Source organism: Nonomuraea sp. NPDC050663, from assembly GCF_044456985.1.
GTDB lineage: Bacteria > Actinomycetota > Actinomycetes > Streptosporangiales > Streptosporangiaceae > Nonomuraea.
Genome location: NZ_JBITGL010000005.1, coordinates 107,701 through 123,967, shown reverse-complemented (window position 1 = coordinate 123,967; position 16,267 = coordinate 107,701). Strand labels below are relative to the sequence as shown.

Here is a 16,267-nt window from a genome sequence, read left to right as displayed (position 1 = left end):
TCAGCGCGTGGGCACACCTGTGATCGTCGAAGCCGTCCGGACCCCCATCGGCAAGCGGAACGGCTGGTTGTCCGAGCTGAAACCGCAACAGGTTCTCGCTGCCGCGCTGAACGGCCTGGTGCAGCGGGCGGAGATCGACCCGGCCACGGTCGAGCAGGTCTTCGCCGGGTGCGTCACCCAGGCGGGCGAGCAGGGCGGGCACGTCGGGCGCCACGCCTGGCTGTACGCGGGCCTGCCGTACTCCACCGGGGTCACCACGATCGACGCCCAGTGCGGCTCGTCGCAGCAGGCCGTGCACCTGGTCGCCGCCCTGATCCAGGCGGGCGTCATCGAGGTGGGCGTCGCCTGCGGCGTCGAGGTGATGAGCCGCGCCCCGCTGGGCAGCAACGTGATGCCCGCCTCGCCCAGGCCCGACGACTGGAGCATCGACCTGCCCGACCAGTTCACCGCCGCCGAGCGCATCGCGCGGCGGCGCGGGCTGACCCGCGAGCGGCTCGACTGGTTCGGGGCGCGCTCACAGCAGCTGGCCGCCAAGGCCTGGGCCGACGGGCGGTTCGAGCGGGAGATCGTCGCGGTCAACGGTGTCAACCGCGACCAGGGCTTACGCGAGACCACGGCCGACGGCCTGGCGAAGCTCAAGCCGGTCATGCCCGACGGCCTGCACACGGCGGGCACCTCGTCGCAGATCTCCGACGGCGCCGCCGCCGTGCTGCTGATGAGCGAGCAGGCGGCCCAGAGGTACGGCAAGCGCCCGCGCGCCCGCATCCTGGCCCAGGCATTGGTCGGATCTGAGCCGCACTATCACCTCGACGGCCCGGTCGACGCCACCGCGAAGGTGCTCGGCCGTACCGGGATGAGCGTGGCCGACCTCGACCGTTTCGAGGTCAACGAGGCCTTCGCCTCCGTGGTGTTGTCGTGGGCGAGCGTGCATCAGCCCGACTTCGACCGCGTCAACGTGAACGGCGGCGCGATCGCGCTCGGCCACCCCGTGGGCGCGACCGGCTCCCGGCTGATCACGACCGCGCTGCACGAGCTCGAACGCTCCGACTCCGCGACGGCCCTGGTCAGCATGTGCGCGGGCGGGGCGCTCGCCACCGCCACGATCCTGGAAAGGCTCTAGACTCCTAGACATCCGATGTCTAGGGGGATGCTGGTGGCCGTCACCGACGCCGCGATCGACAAGATCAAGCAGATGATCCTGTCCGGCGAGCTCGCGCCGGGGGCGCGCCTGCCCAAGGAGGCCGACCTGGCCGAACGCCTCGGCCTGTCGCGCAACTCGCTGCGCGAGGCCGTCAGGGCGCTGGCGCTGATCAACGTGCTCGACGTGCGCCAGGGCGACGGCACCTACGTCACCAGCCTGGAGCCCGGCCTGCTGCTCGACACTCTCTCCTTCGTGCTCGACCTGCACCGCGACGACACGGTCATCCAGTTCTTCGAGGTGCGCCGCATCCTGGAGCCCGCCGCCACCGCGATGGCCGCCGAGCTGATGAGCGACGACGACATCGCCGAGCTGCGCGCGATCCTCGACGACCTGCCCGCCGACCCCACCATCGAGCAGCTCGTCCAGAACGACCTGCGCTTCCACCACCGCATCGCCCGCGGCTCGGGCAACAGCGTGCTCTGCTCGTTCGTCGAGTCGCTGGCCGGGCCCACCCAGCGGGCGCGGATCTGGCGCGGCCTGACCCAGGAGGGCGCGCTGGAGAAGACGATCGAGCAGCACACCGCCATCTACGACGCCATCGCCGCCCGCCAGCCCGAGGTGGCCCGTTCGTGGGCGACCATCCACATAGCGGGCGTGGAACAGTGGCTTCGCCGGGTATGACCCGTGCATGCTGGATCGATATCGCGACAAGCGTGACCCCAGCCGCACCCCCGAGCCCTTCGGCGAGCCCCTGCAGGGCGACGACGACCAGTTCGTGATCCAGGAGCACCACGCCCGCTCGCTCCACTGGGACCTGCGCCTGGAGCGCGAAGGGGTGCTCGCCTCCTGGGCCATCCCCAAGGGCCTGCCGCCCGACCCCAAGGTCAACCACCTGGCCGTGCACACCGAGGACCACCCGATGGAGTACCTCACCTTCGAGGGCGAGATCCCGCAGGGTGAGTACGGCGGCGGCAGCATGACGGTCTGGGACCGCGGCACCTACACGTGCGAGAAGTGGAGCGAGCGCGAGGTCAAGATCGTCCTGAACGGCTCCCGTGCCCAGGGCAGGTTCGTGCTCTTCCAGACCCACGGGAAGAACTGGATGATCCACCGCATGGATCCCCCGGCCAGGGACCCCATGCCCGCGCTGGATCCGATGCTGCCGGCCGAGCGGGCCAGGGCTCCCAGGCGTCCCGGCGACTACGCCTTCGAGTTCGCCTGGGGCGGTCGGCGCACTCTCGCGACGATCGACGGCGGCCGCACCGAGGTCAAGCTCCTGCGCCCGCTGGCCGAGTCGTTCGGCAGCCGCAGCGCCGTCCTCGACGGCGAGCTCGTCACCCTCGGCGGCGCGGAGATCTACGTCTGCTACGACCTGCTCTACTACGACGGCCACCTGCTGACCGGGCTGCCGTTCAGCAGCCGGCGCGAGACCCTGCAGTCGCTGGAGATCTCGGGCCCGCGCTGGCAGACCGCCCCGTCGTGGCCGGGCGAGTTCGAGGCCGTACGGCAGGCGGCCCGCGATCAGGGCCTGCCTGGCGTGATAGGGAAAAGACTGAATTCCTGTTACGAGCCCGGCGAATCCCAGTCTTGGCTGCTTTTCTCCACATAAAGGACTTACTCTCGACCCATGGGGGATTTCTTAGAATTCACCTGGGAGATCGGTGACGAGCTGGCCGGCACGGCCTACCTGCTCACCGGACACGCCGGAGAGGCCGCGTCCCTGGCCTCCAGGTCCCTCGGGGGCCTCCGCCAGAGATGGCACGTGATCCACGCCGACGACGCGCGTGATCGCCTTTACGAGTTACTCCTGGCCGAATACCTGGACAACAGTCACCCCGAACCAGCCGGGATGGAGTACGGGGCCTTCCCCCGCGCCTGGTGGCGGCTGCGACCCGACCAGCGTGCCCTCATGGCGGCCTGCTTCCGCATCTGGCCCGAGGAGTCGCGCGCCTTCCTCGCCGCCCGGCAGCAGCCGGGCCAGGGCGGGACCGAGGCCAGGCGACTGGCCGAGGACCTGCTGCCCGGCGGATCGTCCGCGGAGCTGCGCGAGGCACTGGACGAGATCGCCGGCGGCCGCCCGCCGGTGACCTTCACCGTCGCCGCGCCTCCCCCTGCCCCGCACGTGCCGCATGCCGTACGGCCCAGGCGCAAGAAGGGCCCGGTGCTGATCGCGCTCGGGCTCGTCGGCGTGCTCCTGCTCGCCGGGCTGCCGTCGATCGGCACCTCGGGACCGCCGGAGGCCGTGCGCATCTACGAGGGCGTGCCCGCGCCCATGGTGATCGAGCCCGGCCTCGTCGCCGAACCGCTGCCTGACACGCTCTCCGAGCCGATCAGCTACGCCTTCGACTGTCCCGCGTGCGACGCCTGGCTGCTGGTCGGCGAATCGGGCCGGCGCTGGGTGTTCGGCGAAGCGGTGCCGGGCGCGCGAATCGGCCTCTCCCCGGACGGCACGATGCTGGTCTATCGGGCGCCTCGAAGCCAGAAGGTCATGATCCGGTACCTGCGCGAGGGCACCACCAGGGCCGTCACCGGCAAGGGCGGCGCGCTCGACTACTTCTTCTCGGCCAACGGCCGCTGGCTGCTGGTGACCTCCGGCCGTGGGCCTGTCCTGTACGACACCCGCTCCGGCAGGCAGGTCACCAACGTGACCTGGTCCGCGCGCGGGCTCGGCGTCTCCGATTCGGGCAGGGCGCTGATCGCCGACGGCGACGAGGTCACGGCGATCGTTCCCGGCAAGGTGGCTTCCACCTCCTTCATCCTGCCCCGCGACCTCGCGGTCAGCGGCGGCCACCTGTCGCCGGACGGGCGGACGATGGCCTTCATCTCCGTGCGCACCCTGGTCACGGTCGACGCGCGGACGGGCCGCGAGCTCGACCGGAGGCGGATGACGGCCGTCGACCCCTCGACGGCCGTCATCGTCGGATGGCGGTACGGGGGGCAGGTGCTCATCCGGGACTCCGGCGGGCTCCACCTGGTCAACGCCGCCACCGGCCGGACCAGGACGGTCGCGGCGCCGGACGAGATCGGCGAAGTCGACGGGCTGGCGATAGGCGCCATGCGCTGATGGGGGATTTTCTCGAATTTCGCGGCGAAGTTCGTGACGAGTTGGTCGGCACCGCCTACCTTCTCGTCGGCAATCACGGCCAGGCGACCGAGCTGGCCCGCGAGGCGATGGAGCACGTCCGCACCCGATGGACGACCGTTTCCAGGAGCAACCCGCGCGACCGGCTGTACGAGTTCCTGCTGCGTCAGTATCTCGACGGGTTCCGGCCCCGGCGCCACGACCCGGCCTACTGGGCGCTGCCGCGTGTCCTGTGGGAGCTCGAAGCGGAGCGGCGTGCCCTGGCGGTGGCGTGTTTCCACATCTGGCGCGAGACTCCCCGCGCCGTGTACGCGGCCCGGTGGGAGCTGGATGCCGGCCAGGACGAGGCCGGGCGGCTGCTGGGCGAGCTGGAGCCCAGCGGGACCTCGGCGCGGTTGCGGGAGCAGATGGCCAGGCTGGCCGCGCCCGCCCATCCCCCGGCGGAGCCGCCGCCGACGGATGTCAGGTCGCCGCTGAAGGGCTGGCTGGCGGCGAGCACGGTGTTCGGGCTGCTGATGGTGGCGGCGGTCATGGTCTCGGTGTCGGGCACGGAGCAGGAGCAGCCCCCGCTCAGCGTGGTGCGGCCACCCGCGCTGGTCGAGGAGACGGTGACGGAGGACGCGAAGCCCGAAGTCGTGGGCGAAGCGCAGGGCCGCCTGCCGGAGAAGCTGAAGGAGCCGATCCGCTTCGCTCATTCCTGCAACGACTGCGACGCTCCCTGGCAGCTGGTCGACGTGTCGGGCAACACGTGGGACTTCGACGACGCCGAGGACGAGGGCTACCTCAGCGTGTCGCCGGACGGCCGCAGCCTGGCCTACCTGGCCGCGGACGACGAGCTCGTGGTGCGCGATCTCCGCACCGGCCGCACGCGGACGGTTTCCGACAAGGTCAGGGACGGCGTCATCCTCTTCTCGGCCAACAGCCGCTTCCTCGTGGCCGACTCCGACGAGGACAAGGTCAAGGCCAGAACCGTCCTCCACGACCTCAAGACCGGCCGGACCACCCACATCCCGCTCGCCTGCTGCGCGATAGGGATCTCCGACTCCGGTGACGTCCTGCTCGCCGACCACGTCGAGAAGGACGACGTGCCCGGATTCCCCACCGTGAGCCGGGTCCTGAAGGTCACCCCCGGCCACGCGGAGCCGAAGGTGCTCTTCCAGATCGACTACCTCCTCTGGGAGTCGGCGGGCCACCTGTCGCCCGATGGCCGCACCCTGGCCTTCGTGACCGAGCGCCCCGGTGGCCATGTCCTGGTCACCATGGACGCGCGGAAGGGTCGCGTGCTCACCCAGCAGCCGCTCAGGCCCCTGGAGGAGCCGTCCGTCCTCGGCTGGCGCGACTCCGATCATGTGGTGCTCGTGGACGCGAGCGAGTATCACCTGGTGGATGCCGGGACGGGCAGGATGGAACGGATCCCCATCGCCACGTCAGTCGCCGACGCCGGGGTGCTCACGATAGGTCCGCTGCCCTGACCCAGAACTCCTCCGGCACCGCCGTGCCGTACAGCTCGGTGTTCTGCTTGACCTCGTCCGCCGAGCGCATACCCAGCACCACCGCCGCCACGGCCGGGTGCGTGAGCGGGAAGGCGATCGCCGCCTGCGGCAGCGTGATGCCGTACCTCTCGCACAGCCGGGCGAGCGCTCTGGCCCGCCCCAGCACCTCGGGCGGCGCCGGAGCGTAGTCGTAGGTGCCCGACGGCTCGTGGGTGGCCAGCAGCCCGCTGTTGAACACCCCGGCGGCAAGCACTTTGACCCCGCGCGCCGCGCACTCGTCGAGCAGGTCCTGCCCGGAGCGGTCGAGCAGCGTGTAGCGGCCGGCGAGCATCACCACGTCGATGTCGGTCTCACGGACGAAACGCCGCGGTACCTGCCACTGGTTCATGCCGATGCCGATGGAGCCGACCACGCCCTCGGAGCGCAGTTGCTCCAGGGCCGGGTAGGCCTCGTCGAGGGCCTGCTCGGCGTGGTCGTCGGGGTCGTGGAGGAGCACGGTGTCGACGTGGTCGACGTCGAGGCGCTTGAGCGAGTCGTCGAGGGAGCGGCGCACGCCGTCGGCGGAGAAGTCCCAGACCCGGCGCAGGTCGGAGACGACGTCGAAGCCCTGGGTGTCGCGTTGCGGCGGGTGGCCGGGGACGAGCAGGCGGCCGACCTTGGTCGACAGGGTGTAGCCGGACCTGCCGCGCAGGAAGGAGCCGAGGCGGTGTTCCGAGAGGCCGAGGCCGTAGTGCGGGGCGGTGTCGTAGTAGCGGACTCCCGCCTCCCAGGCGGCCTCCATCGTGGCGTGGGCCGCCTCCTCCGAGACCGCGGCATACAGGTTCGACACGGGCGCGGCCCCGAAACCGAGCTTCACTCTCACATCTCCCAGACCAGTGCGAGCCCACCGGAGCTCTTGTCGAAGTCGCCGTCGAGCAGCCGGTTCATCCGCCGCTGCCAGGCGATGTCGGCCGGATGGTCGCGCAGCGCCTCCTGCAGCGCGGCGTAGTCGTCCACCTCGACGACGTGGAACAGGTCGAGCCCGTCGCGGTAGATGCGCCAGGAGTGCACGCCGTGCTCGCGCATGGCCGCCTCCAGGTCGGCGGGGATCCGCGCGTGCTCGGCGTCGTAGGTCTCCTCGCAGCCGGGTCTGAGCCGGGTGCGGAGGGCGAGGCGTTGCATCAGTCCTGTGCCTTTCCGCCGACGACCCGGCTGATGATCAGGGAGACGAGGATGATCATTCCGTAGATGAGCTGGCGCCATTCTGGCGCGACCCCGACGAGCGACAGGATGTTCTCCACGAGCCCGATCACCAGGACTCCGGTCAGCGCGCCGAAGATCGTGCCCTTGCCGCCGTCCATGCTCACGCCGCCGATGACCGCCGCGGCGAACACCATGAAGATCATGCCGACGCCCTGGTTGGCGCTGATGCCGCCGAGCCGTCCTGCCTCCAGCAGCCCGGCCAGGGCCGCCAGGGTGCCGCCGAGGATGAACACGCCCCAGAGCACCCGGTCGACGCGGATGCCCGCCGCGCGGGCGGCGTCGATGTTGCCGCCGATCGCGTAGAGCGCCCTGCCCAGGCGGAAGTAGCGCAGCACCACGATGGCCAGCGCGAACAGGATGATCACGAACCACACCGACACCGGCAGGCCGATGAAGGTGGTGCTGCCCAGGAACAGGATCGACTCGGGCACCTTGAACAGGCTCTTGCCCTCGCTCCAGCCCAGGTGCAGGCCGTGCACGACGATCAGCATGGCCAGCGTGACGATGAAGGCCGACAGCTGGAAGCGCACGATGAGGAAGCCGTTGAAGGCGCCCACGGCCGCGCCGACCAGCAGCACCAGCGGGATCGCCAGCGCCGTGGGCAGCTCGATGCCGAAGCCGCTGGAGGCGGCGGGCACGACGAGCATGACGGCCACGGCGGGCGCCATGCCGACGATCGACTCCAGCGACAGGTCGAACTTGCCGGAGATCAGGATCAGCGCCTCGGCCAGCACCACCAGGGCCAGCGCCGACTGCTGCTGCAGGACGTTGGTCAGGTTGCCCGGCGTCAGGAAGATCGGGTTGGCGAAGGCGCCCACGACCAGCAGCAGGACGATGACCGGCACCAGCGTCAGATCGCGGAACCTGGCGAGCTTCACGGCCGGCCTCAGAGCCACGCTTGTCACGCGTCCACTCCTTCCATTGCGGCCACGAGCTGGTGGTCGCTCCAGCCGCGCGGCACCTCCTTGACGATCCTGCCGTGGAACATCACCAGCACCCGGTCGCAGATGCGCAGGTCGTCGAGCTCGTCGGAGACCAGCACGGCGCCGGCTCCGCGTTCGGCGGCCTCCTCCACGGCGCCCAGCAGCGCTTGCTTGGCCTTGACGTCGACGCCGGCCGTGGGGTTGATCACCACCAGGGCGCTCGGGTCGTCGGCCAGGGCCCTGGCCATGACCACCTTCTGCGCGTTGCCTCCGGACAGGTCGGCGACGGGCTGGTGCGGGCCTTCGGTCTTGATGTCGAGGTCGCCGATGAGCCGTACGGCCCTGGCCCGCTGCCTGGCCGGGGCGACGATGCCGTGGCGGCCGAGTTTGTGCGCGATCGTCATGGTGGCGTTCTCGGCGATCGACAGCAGTGGCACGAATCCCTCGCGGTGGCGGTCCTGGGGCACGAAGCCGAGCCCGGCGCGCAGGGCGGAGGGCACGTCGCTGACGGGGGCGTCGTTGACGGTGACGGTGCCCGAGTCGGGGCGGTGCAGGCCGACCAGCGTCTCGGCGAGGCCGATCTTGCCGCTGCTGCCGGAACCGGCGACGCCGACGATCTCACCGGCGTGGACGGACAGGGAGATGCCCTGATATTTCCCGGCTAGGGCGAGCTCGCGTGCCGCCAGCACGACGCGTGCCGTACCTCCGCCGGACCCCGGGTCGCGGCGGGACCGGTAGGCGCCACCCGCCTCCCCCGTCATCGCGGCGACCAGCGCGTCCTGCGGCAGCTCCGCCACCGGCGCGGTGACGACATGCCGGGCGTCACGGAAGACCGTGACGCTCTGGCAGATCTCGTACACCTCCTCCAGATGGTGCGAGATGTACATCATCGTCACCCCCTCGGCCCGCAGCGCCCGCATGCGCTCGAAGAGCCGCTGGATGGCGGGCCCGTCGAGCTGGGCGGTCGGCTCGTCGAGGATGATGAAGCGGGCTCCCATCGACAGCGCCCGCGCGATCTCGACGAGCTGGCGCTGCTCGACCGTGAGGTCTCCGGCGAGCACCCGCGCGTCGACCGCCACGCCGTACCTCTCCAGGAGGTCGGCGGCGCGCCTGCGCAGCGGGCCCCACCTGATCGGGCCCCCGCTCGCCTGACGGTTGAGGAAGAGGTTCTCCGCCACCGTCAGCGCGGGGATGATCGTCGATCTCTGGTACACGCAGGCGACCTGCCGCCGCCAGGCGTCGCGGTCGGCGAGGGCGGGTGCGGCCTGTCCTGAGAAGCGCACCTCGCCCTCGTCGGGACGCTGGAGCCCGGTCAGGATCGACACCAGGGTGGACTTGCCGGCGCCGTTGCGGCCGACGAGAGCGTGGGTCTCGCCGTCGGTAATGGCGATGCCCGCGTCGTCGAGCGCGGTGGTCGGCCCGAACCGTTTGGTCACCCGTTGAGCTTCAACGTGATATTTCGTCATCCGACCGTGTTGCCCCAGAGGTTCTTGTCGTCGACATTCTCCTTGGTCACCAGCGGCGCGGGAAGCTGGTCCTCCAGGCCGTTCGGCAACTGGATGATCGTGCTGCCATGGTCGGTGGGCCCCGGCTGGAACGTCTTGCCCTCCATCGCGGCCTTGGCGTAGAAGAGGGCGTACTTGGCGTACAGATCGGCCGGCTGGGAGACGGTCGCGTCGATCTCGCCCTTGCGGATGGCGTCGAACTCCTGCGGGATGCCGTCGTTGGAGACGACGAAGACGTGCTTGGGATCCTCCGGCGCGACGAGCAGGCCCTTGGCCTTGAGCACCTGGAGCGTCGGCGCCAGGTGCACGCCGCCCGCGTGCATGTAGATGCCCTTGATGTCGGGGTGCGCCTCCAGGCGGGTCTGCAGCATCGAGGCGGCCTTGCCGCCGTCCCACTCGGTCGGCTCCTCGAAGACCTGGATGCCGGGGAACTTGCTCTGCATGCACTCGCGGAACGCCTCGGCCCGGTCGCGGCCGTTGACCGACTGCAGCGCGCCCATCAGCTGCACGACCTTGCCCTTGCCGCCCAGCTTCTCGCCGAGGAACTCGCAGGCCTTGGTGCCGTAGGCGCGGTTGTCGGCGCGCACGACCATGTAGACCTTGCCGGTGTCCGGCCGGGTGTCGACCGAGACGACCGGGATCTGCTTGCTCTCCAGCTGCTGCAACGTCGAGGCGATCGCCCCGGTGTCCTGCGGCGCCATGACGATCGCCTTGGCTCCCTGGCCGACGAGCGTCTGGACGTTGTTGACCAGCTTGGCCACGTCGTTCTGCGAGTTGGTGGCGTTGAGGGTCTCCACCTTGAGCTCGCCCGCCATCTGCGGCACGTACTTGATGTAGGAGTTCCAGAAATCGGAGTCGGCCCGTGGATGGTCGATGCCGACCTTGCCACCTGCGCCGCCACCGGTCGCCGCTGGGGTGTTCGTGGTGCCGCAGGCGGACAGCGCGCCTAAGAGCGCCACCCCGGCCAGGACGGACCCGATCTTCATCATTCTCTCCTCAGTCGAAGCCCTTGCATTCCACCGTCGACGGCCAGTGCCGTCCCTGTGGTGGCGGCCGACTCCGGTCCCGCGAGGAAGACGATCGCCGCCGCCACCTCCTCCGCGCTGACCAGGCGTCCCATCGGCTGCCTGGCGTTGAGCGCCGCCCGCTCGGCCTCCGGGTCGGCGGCCGAGTCCAGCAGCCGCCCCACCCACGGGGTGTCGGCGGTGCCGGGGTTGACGCAGTTGATCCTGATCCCTTCGCGCACGTGGTCCGCGGCCATGGCCAGCGTGAGCGAGAGCACCGCGCCCTTGGTCGCGCTGTAGAGCGCCCGCTGGGGCAGGCCCGCCGTGGCGGCGATCGAGCAGGTGTTGACGACCGCCGGGTGCTGCGACCTCCTGAGGTACGGCAGGGCCGCGCGGGTCACGCGCACGATGCCGTACACGTTGACGTCGAAGACGTTCTGCCATTCGGAGTCGGGATTGTCCTCGACGGTGCCCTGCGCCCCGATGCCGGCGTTGTTGATGACGATGTCCAGCCCGCCCAGGCGCTCGGCCGCCTCGGCGACAGCCGTACGGACCTGCTGGTCGTCGCGCACGTCGCAGGCGACGTCGCCGCCGCGCAGGTCCAGGGCGAGCGCCTGCCAGCCGCGCTTGCGCATGGCCTGCACGACGGCCAGGCCGATGCCCGACGCTCCGCCGGTCACGATGGCTCTCATCTCAGCCCCTCCAGGTGTAGGTCGCGATGGATTCCTGGTGCATCTCGGCGCTGAACCCGGGCCTGACGGGCGCCCGGTAGCTGCCGTTCTCGATGACCACCGGGTCGACGAAGTGCTCGTGCAGGTGGTCGACGTACTCGATCACCCTGCCCTCCATGGAGGCGCTCACGGCGACGTAGTCGAACATCGACAGGTGCTGCACCAGCTCGCACAGGCCCACGCCGCCGGCGTGCGGGCAGACCGGGACTCCGAAGCGGGCGGCCAGCAGCAGGATGGCCAGGTTCTCGTTGACCCCGCCGACCCGGGCCGCGTCCAGTTGCAGGTAGGAGATCGCGCCCGCCTGGAGCAGCTGCTTGAAGATCACCCGGTTCTGCACGTGCTCCCCGGTGGCCACCGCGATCGGCGCCAGCGCGCGGGCGATGGTGGCGTGGCCGAGCACGTCGTCGGGGCTGGTCGGCTCCTCGACCCAGTACGGGTTGAACTCCTTCAGCGCGCCGACCCACTCGATGGCCGCGCCCACGTCCCAGCGCTGGTTGGCGTCGATGGCGATGGGGAAGGCGGGGCCGCACACCTCGCGGGCGACGCGGAAGCGGCGCACGTCGTCGGCCAGGTCGGCGCCGACCTTCAGCTTGATCTGGGTGAAACCCTGCTCCAGCGCCTCCTTGCAGAGCCGCCGCAACTTCTCGTCGTCGTAGCCGAGCCAGCCGGGCGAGGTCGTGTACGCCGGGTAGCCGTGCTCCCTGAGGTGGGCGATGCGCTCCTGTTTGGAGTCCTCGTTCCTCCTGAGGATCTCCAGGGCCTGGGCGGGGGTGAGCGCGTCGCTCAGGTAGCGGAAGTCGATCAGCTCGACGATGCGCTCGGGGCTCATCTCGGCCAGCAGCAGCCACAGCGGCTTGCCCTCGCGCCTGGCCTTCAGGTCCCACAGCGCGTTGACCACGGCGGAGATCGCCATGTGCATGACGCCCTTCTCGGGCCCGAGCCAGCGCAGCTGGGAGTCGTAGACCAGCTCCATGTACAGCGAGCCGAGGTCCTCGGCGTCCCGTCCGAGCACGTACGGCCTGAGCGCGTCGATCGCGGCGGTCTGCACGTCGTTGCCCCGGCCGATGGTGAAGGCGAACCCGTGGCCCTCGTGGCCGTCGTCGGTGCGCAGCACGACGTAGGCGGCCGAGTAGTCGGGGTCGGGGTTCATCGCGTCGGAGCCGTCCAGCTCGCGTGAGGTGGGGAAGCGGATGTCATGGCTCTCCATCGCCACGATCGCGTAGGCCGTCAAGGCGATCCCTTCAGACATCGGATGTATCTGGGCCATGATGCTGCGCTATTCCGGAAATCCTGTCAAGATTGGGCGGACTCGCGATCGAAACCATCGGAGGACTCAGTGCGTCTCTGGTACGACCGGCCCGCCACCGACTGGGAGAGCCAGTCCCTGCCGATCGGCAACGGCGCCATGGGCGTCTCGGTCTACGGAGGCGTCGCCACCGAGCGGCTGCCCTTCAACGAGAAGACGTTGTGGACCGGCGGGCCCGGCTCCAAGGAGGGCTACGACTTCGGCGACTGGGCCACCCCGCGCCCAGGGGCGATCGCCGGGATCCAGGAGGCGCTCGACCGCGAGGGCACGCTGTCGCCCGGGGAGGTCGCGGCGCGGCTGGGCCAGGCCAAACGCGGCTACGGCGCCTACCAGACCTTCGGCGAGCTGCGGCTCGAGTTCGGCCACGCCGACGCCTCCGGATACGAACGGGAGCTGTCGCTCGACGAGGCCGTGGCCAGGGTGCGCTACGACTGCGACGGGGTCGGCCACACGCGCGAATACTTCGCCTCCCATCCCGGGGGCGTGGTCGTCGGACGGCTGGCCGCCTCGGAGCCCGGCGGGCTGTCCTTCACCGTGCGCCACACCTCGCCGCACGCGCCGGAGATCACCGTCTCGGACGGCAGGCTGACCATCCGCGGGGCGCTGGACGACAACGGGCTGCGGTTCGAAGCCCAGCTCCAGGTGCTGACCACCGGCGGCAGCCGTACGGACCACCTCGATCACCTGTCGGTCACCGGCGCCGACAGCGCGGTCCTCATCCTGTCGGCCGGCACCGACTACGCGCCCGTCCATCCCGCCTACCGCGGCGACGACCCGCACGACCGGGTCACCGCGGCCGTCGACGCCGCCGCGGCCGCGGGCTACCAGGCCCTGCTGCTGGAGCACCTCGCCGACTACCGCGAGCTGTTCGACCGGGTCCGGCTGGAGATCGGGCAGCAGGAGCCCCCGATCCCCACCGACCGGCAGCTGGCCGCCTACACCGGCGGAGCGTCGGCGCACGACAGGGCGCTGGAGGCGACCTACTTCGCCTACGGCCGCTACCTGCTCATCAGCTCCTCGCGGGCCGGGTCGCTCCCGGCCAACCTGCAAGGGGTGTGGAACGACGTCACCGACCCGCCGTGGAGCGCCGACTACCACGTCAACATCAACCTGCAGATGAACTACTGGCCCGCCGACCAGACGAACCTCTCCGAGACCTTCGCGCCCTACGACCGGTTCGTGAAGTCGCTGGTCGAGCCGGGGCGGCGCACGGCCAGGGAGATGTTCGGCTCGCGCGGATGGGTCGTGCACAACGAGACCACGCCGTTCGGCTTCACCGGCGTGCACGACTACGCCGAGGCGTTCTGGTTCCCCGAGGCGGCCGCGTGGCTGGCCCAGCACCTGTTCGACCACTACCGATACTCGCTGGACGTGACCTACCTGGAGTCGGTCTATCCGGTGATGCGGGAGCTGGCCCACTTCTGGGTCGACAACCTGGTCGAACGCGAGGGCCGCCTGGTCGTGTCCCCGAGCTACTCGCCCGAGCACGGCGACTTCACCGCGGGCGCCGCCATGTCGCAGCAGATCGTGTACGACCTGTTCACCAACGTGCTGGAGGCCGCCGAGGCGCTCGGCGACGACGAGCAGGAGGTACGGCAGGCGCTGGCGAGACTGGATCCCGGGCTGCGGATCGGCTCCTGGGGGCAGTTGCAGGAGTGGGCGGACGATCTCGACTCACCCGGCGACGAGCACCGGCACGCCTCCCACCTGTTCGGCCTGCATCCCGGCCGCCAGATCCGGCCAGGCACGCCCTTCGCCGAGGCCGCCATGGTCAGCCTGGTCGCGCGAGGCGACGGTGGCACCGGCTGGTCGAAGGCCTGGAAGATCAATTTCTGGGCCCGCCTGCGCGACGGCGACCACGCCCACACGATGCTCGCCGAGCAGCTGCGCCTGTCCACGCTGGACAACCTGTGGGACACCCACCCGCCCTTCCAGCTCGACGGCAACTTCGGCGCCACCTCGGGGATCGCCGAGATGCTGCTGCAATCGCACACCGGCGTGATCGACGTGCTGCCCGCGCTGCCGCGCGCCTGGCGCGACGGGTCGGTCCACGGGCTGCGGGCCAGGGGAAACGTGACGGTGTCGCTGACCTGGCGCGACGGCGCCGCCACCGAGGTCGTGCTGCACGCCGGGTCGGACGGCCCACTGCGGGTGCGCTGCGGAGACGACCTCACCGTCGTGGAGGCGCGAGCGGGTTCGAGCCACCGGATCCCGCTGGGGTGAAGAGCAGGGCCGCGGCCAGTGCGGTGGCCGCGGCCCTGCCCGGTCAACGGGGACCGGTGCTGTTCAGCCTAGGAACGACGACGCTCGCGGCCATCGCCCGGCCGATGGGGATCGGGCTCAACCGATCGGTGGAGCCTGGTAGCCCAGCTGCCGCAGGTGCTCCGGCGAGACACGGGCGACATTGTGGTCGTGGTCGGTCGAGGCGTACTGGTGCAGGGCCCACTCCTTCCACGGTTGCGGCGCCTCGACCTCGCCCTTGTCCTTGCCGTAGTGGGCGACCCAGAGGGGGTAGTCGCCCAGGCCCTCGCCGTGGGTCTTGGCGAAGGACCAGGAGCTGTAGAACATCGGCCTGACCCCGGTGGCCTCGCGCACGCGCTCCAGCCACCGCTTGGCCCAGGCGTTGACCTCCCCGGCCGGGCGGCCGTCGGTGACCTCCAGGTCGAGGACGAGCAGGTCGCCCTGCTCCAGGCCGTGCTTGCGCACCTCGGCCAGGAACCTGTCGGCCTGCCGCACCGGGTCCTGGCCCGGACGGCCGAAGTGGTAGGCGCCGCGCACCAGGCCGTTCTTCTTCAGCTCCGACCAGTTGCGCGCGAAGGTGCCGTCGGTGAACGTGAGCCCCTCCGTGACCTTGGCGATGCCGAACGACAGGTTGTCGGCGCTCCAGTCGAAGCCTTGGTCGTGGTTGGAGACGTCGACGCCGTACGGCTGGGACGGCTCGGCGGGGGCGGCCTGGACGGCGGCTCCCGTCGCGGCGGCTCCCGTCGCGGCGGCTCCCGTCGCGGCGGCTCCCGCCGTGGCGGCTCCCGCCGTGGCGGCTCCCGCCGTGGCGGCCATGGCGGGTTCCGCCGTGGCCATCGCGGGGATCCCGGCCGCGAGCGCGGCGGCCAGGGCCGATCCGGCCAGCATCGGCCACCTGCGTCGGCGGGCCCGGTGGCGGCCCTGCGCGCTCTGGGTCCTCAGGCGCTTGCGCAGGGGTTGGACGGCGGCGGCCGCGAGGGTGACGGCGAGCGCGCCGGTGACCACGAGCGCGCCCTCGCCGCCGGCGGGAGGGGGTTGCTCCGTACGGCTCAGCGCGATGGGCACGGTCTCGGCCTCCGAGGTCGGGGGTGGAGGGGGTCCGGCGGCCTTCGCCCTGGCTTGTGCCTCCTCGAAAGTCAGGCCGTCGACTTTCACCTTCCTGGGAAGGCCGTAGCCCACGATGGTGCTGTTCGTGTCGCGAACCTTCCGTTTGAGGTGGACGCCTTCGGTGTTCGCCTCGATCGTGTGGATCTTGCCGTTGGCGACCTTCTCGACGATGCCGATGTGGCTGATTCTCGCGCCCGAGAAGTTGAAGAACACGAATGCGCCGGGCTCCGGTTTCGTGGACCATGCGCCCTGCTGCTTGAACCAGTTCGCGTGGGACGGGGTGTAGGCGAACTGGCCGGTGTACTTCCAGACACCCGCCTTACTGGCGGCCCAGGCAAGGAACATGTCGCACCAGGCAGCGGAGTCGTAGCCGCCGGACTGGGCGATGTTCTCGCCATACCAGTCGCCGTACTTGGTGTAGCCGCCCGCTTCCTCTCTGTACGGCAGTTCAGCTTCGATGACCTTGAACAGCTTGTCCGAGATCGGATCCAA

14 protein-coding genes are annotated in these 16,267 nt (G+C 70.5%); 6 read left to right on the top strand and 8 right to left on the bottom strand.

The genetic code is table 11. From position 1 onward, the window contains the following. The first annotated feature begins 7 nt into the window (after positions 1-7). Genes ACIBH1_RS17560 through ACIBH1_RS17540 form a run of 5 tightly spaced genes read left to right on the top strand, consistent with a single transcriptional unit; the run spans position 8 to position 5,695 of the window. Positions 8-1,120, top strand: coding sequence for a steroid 3-ketoacyl-CoA thiolase (locus tag ACIBH1_RS17560; RefSeq protein WP_397314804.1), 1,113 nt, complete (start codon positions 8-10; stop codon positions 1,118-1,120). A 15-nt stretch (positions 1,121-1,135) separates the two neighbouring features. Next, a complete protein-coding gene (locus tag ACIBH1_RS17555; protein ID WP_397314803.1) occupies positions 1,136-1,822 on the top strand; it encodes a FadR/GntR family transcriptional regulator in 687 nt (228 codons plus the stop codon). A gap of 7 nt (positions 1,823-1,829) precedes the next feature. Next, positions 1,830-2,750, top strand: coding sequence for a DNA polymerase ligase N-terminal domain-containing protein (locus tag ACIBH1_RS17550; RefSeq protein ID WP_397314802.1), 921 nt, complete (start codon positions 1,830-1,832; stop codon positions 2,748-2,750). Between the two features lie 18 nt (positions 2,751-2,768). Next, positions 2,769-4,205 (top strand): hypothetical protein, encoded by a 1,437-nt coding sequence (locus tag ACIBH1_RS17545; protein WP_397314801.1) that lies wholly within the window; start codon positions 2,769-2,771, stop codon positions 4,203-4,205. Beyond that, positions 4,205-5,695, top strand: coding sequence for a hypothetical protein (locus ACIBH1_RS17540; RefSeq protein ID WP_397314800.1), 1,491 nt, complete (start codon positions 4,205-4,207; stop codon positions 5,693-5,695). The genes ACIBH1_RS17545 and ACIBH1_RS17540 overlap by 1 nt, the downstream gene beginning before the upstream one ends. On the opposite strand, the gene ACIBH1_RS17535 is transcribed toward ACIBH1_RS17540, so the two are convergent. Genes ACIBH1_RS17535 through ACIBH1_RS17505 form a run of 7 tightly spaced genes read right to left on the bottom strand, consistent with a single transcriptional unit; the run spans position 5,673 to position 12,370 of the window. After that, positions 5,673-6,572, bottom strand: a complete 900-nt coding sequence (locus ACIBH1_RS17535; RefSeq protein WP_397314799.1) for an aldo/keto reductase — start codon at positions 6,570-6,572, stop codon at positions 5,673-5,675. The genes ACIBH1_RS17540 and ACIBH1_RS17535 overlap by 23 nt on opposite strands. A 2-nt stretch (positions 6,573-6,574) precedes the next feature. After that, positions 6,575-6,877 (bottom strand): L-rhamnose mutarotase, encoded by a 303-nt coding sequence (locus ACIBH1_RS17530; RefSeq protein ID WP_397314798.1) that lies wholly within the window; start codon positions 6,875-6,877, stop codon positions 6,575-6,577. Next, complete coding sequence (locus ACIBH1_RS17525; protein ID WP_397314797.1) at positions 6,877-7,863, bottom strand: ABC transporter permease; 987 nt, start codon at positions 7,861-7,863, stop codon at positions 6,877-6,879. The genes ACIBH1_RS17530 and ACIBH1_RS17525 overlap by 1 nt, the downstream gene beginning before the upstream one ends. Then, a complete protein-coding gene (locus ACIBH1_RS17520; RefSeq protein ID WP_397314796.1) occupies positions 7,860-9,317 on the bottom strand; it encodes a sugar ABC transporter ATP-binding protein in 1,458 nt (485 codons plus the stop codon). The genes ACIBH1_RS17525 and ACIBH1_RS17520 overlap by 4 nt, the downstream gene beginning before the upstream one ends. 26 nt (positions 9,318-9,343) lie before the next feature. After that, entirely contained in the window at positions 9,344-10,372 is a 1,029-nt protein-coding gene (locus ACIBH1_RS17515; RefSeq protein ID WP_397314795.1) for a sugar ABC transporter substrate-binding protein, read from the bottom strand. Then, entirely contained in the window at positions 10,372-11,082 is a 711-nt protein-coding gene (locus ACIBH1_RS17510) for an SDR family NAD(P)-dependent oxidoreductase (protein WP_397314794.1), read from the bottom strand. Before ACIBH1_RS17510 ends, ACIBH1_RS17515 begins: the two co-directional genes overlap by 1 nt. Position 11,083: 1 nt before the next feature. Further along, positions 11,084-12,370 carry an L-fuconate dehydratase gene (locus tag ACIBH1_RS17505; RefSeq protein ID WP_397314793.1) on the bottom strand — a complete coding sequence of 429 codons (1,287 nt, stop codon included), beginning with the start codon at positions 12,368-12,370 and terminating at the stop codon, positions 11,084-11,086. Between the two features lie 87 nt (positions 12,371-12,457). Here ACIBH1_RS17505 and ACIBH1_RS17500 point away from each other — a divergent pair, with 87 nt between their 5' ends. Next, entirely contained in the window at positions 12,458-14,650 is a 2,193-nt protein-coding gene (locus tag ACIBH1_RS17500) for a glycosyl hydrolase family 95 catalytic domain-containing protein (RefSeq protein WP_397314792.1), read from the top strand. A gap of 117 nt (positions 14,651-14,767) precedes the next feature. Here ACIBH1_RS17500 and ACIBH1_RS17495 read toward each other — a convergent pair whose 3' ends face one another. After that, entirely contained in the window at positions 14,768-16,267 is a 1,500-nt protein-coding gene (locus tag ACIBH1_RS17495; RefSeq protein ID WP_397314791.1) for a GH25 family lysozyme, read from the bottom strand.

Coding starts and splice junctions, on each gene's coding strand:
- ACIBH1_RS17530 (WP_397314798.1), bottom strand. CDS start 6,877: ATGCAACGCCTCGCCCTCCGCACCCGGCTCAGACCCGGCTGCGAGGAG.
- ACIBH1_RS17550 (WP_397314802.1), top strand. CDS start 1,830: ATGCTGGATCGATATCGCGACAAGCGTGACCCCAGCCGCACCCCCGAG.
- ACIBH1_RS17510 (WP_397314794.1), bottom strand. CDS start 11,082: ATGAGAGCCATCGTGACCGGCGGAGCGTCGGGCATCGGCCTGGCCGTC.
- ACIBH1_RS17540 (WP_397314800.1), top strand. CDS start 4,205: ATGGGGGATTTTCTCGAATTTCGCGGCGAAGTTCGTGACGAGTTGGTC.
- ACIBH1_RS17505 (WP_397314793.1), bottom strand. CDS start 12,370: ATGTCTGAAGGGATCGCCTTGACGGCCTACGCGATCGTGGCGATGGAG.
- ACIBH1_RS17555 (WP_397314803.1), top strand. CDS start 1,136: ATGTCTAGGGGGATGCTGGTGGCCGTCACCGACGCCGCGATCGACAAG.
- ACIBH1_RS17545 (WP_397314801.1), top strand. CDS start 2,769: ATGGGGGATTTCTTAGAATTCACCTGGGAGATCGGTGACGAGCTGGCC.
- ACIBH1_RS17515 (WP_397314795.1), bottom strand. CDS start 10,372: ATGAAGATCGGGTCCGTCCTGGCCGGGGTGGCGCTCTTAGGCGCGCTG.